Origin of the sequence: Streptococcus cuniculi, assembly GCF_004570575.1 — a bacterium.
Taxonomy (GTDB): Bacteria; Bacillota; Bacilli; order Lactobacillales; family Streptococcaceae; genus Streptococcus; species Streptococcus cuniculi_A.
Window position 1 is genome coordinate 1 of sequence record NZ_SPPD01000064.1, and the last position, 498, is coordinate 498.

Below are 498 nucleotides of genomic sequence, written 5' to 3' on the forward strand. Positions count from 1 at the left end.
CAAGAACAGGATAAGATGAAGCAACTGTTGAACCACCACGATGCGAGTCAAGAGGAGGCAGGGAGTTTCTATGCGAAAGTTCAAGAGCTACAAGATGAGTCAGAATGGGCTTATAAGGATATTCTTCATACCTTGGACGAGGAGATGGAGGAGACGAAACGCCTGTTTTATTATGAACGTGATCAGATGGAGACAGACTTGCATAACTTGAGGAGGGACTATCATGACAGTGGTAACTAGCTACTATTTAGAAGAGGATGGGGAACTAGATCTTGATGAAATCATTCGCTCCCTACAGAAGGAGTATGCCCGTGTGCAAGCTGGTTTTATTAGCGGAGATTCTAAAAATCTTAAGGAGCGTTTTAAGGCAGATGGCAAGGGTATTGTTTTGCATACTCAAAGCGCAGTGAAAGGTATCTACGGACAGCTAGATACTGCTATTAAGGGTGAAGCCGCTAAGGCTCTCAAAAAGGCCGTTGATACAACGCTCCCTAAATA

At 44.0% G+C, this 498-nt stretch carries 2 protein-coding genes; both read left to right on the plus strand.

Annotated features, from left to right (window positions below):
• Positions 1-240 (plus strand): hypothetical protein (locus E4T82_RS12590; protein WP_167753634.1); only part of this gene is annotated, 240 nt, incomplete at its 5' end.
• The coding region (locus tag E4T82_RS12045) for a hypothetical protein (RefSeq protein WP_135182987.1) at positions 224-498 on the plus strand (275 nt) is incomplete at its 3' end. The genes E4T82_RS12590 and E4T82_RS12045, both read left to right, overlap by 17 nt.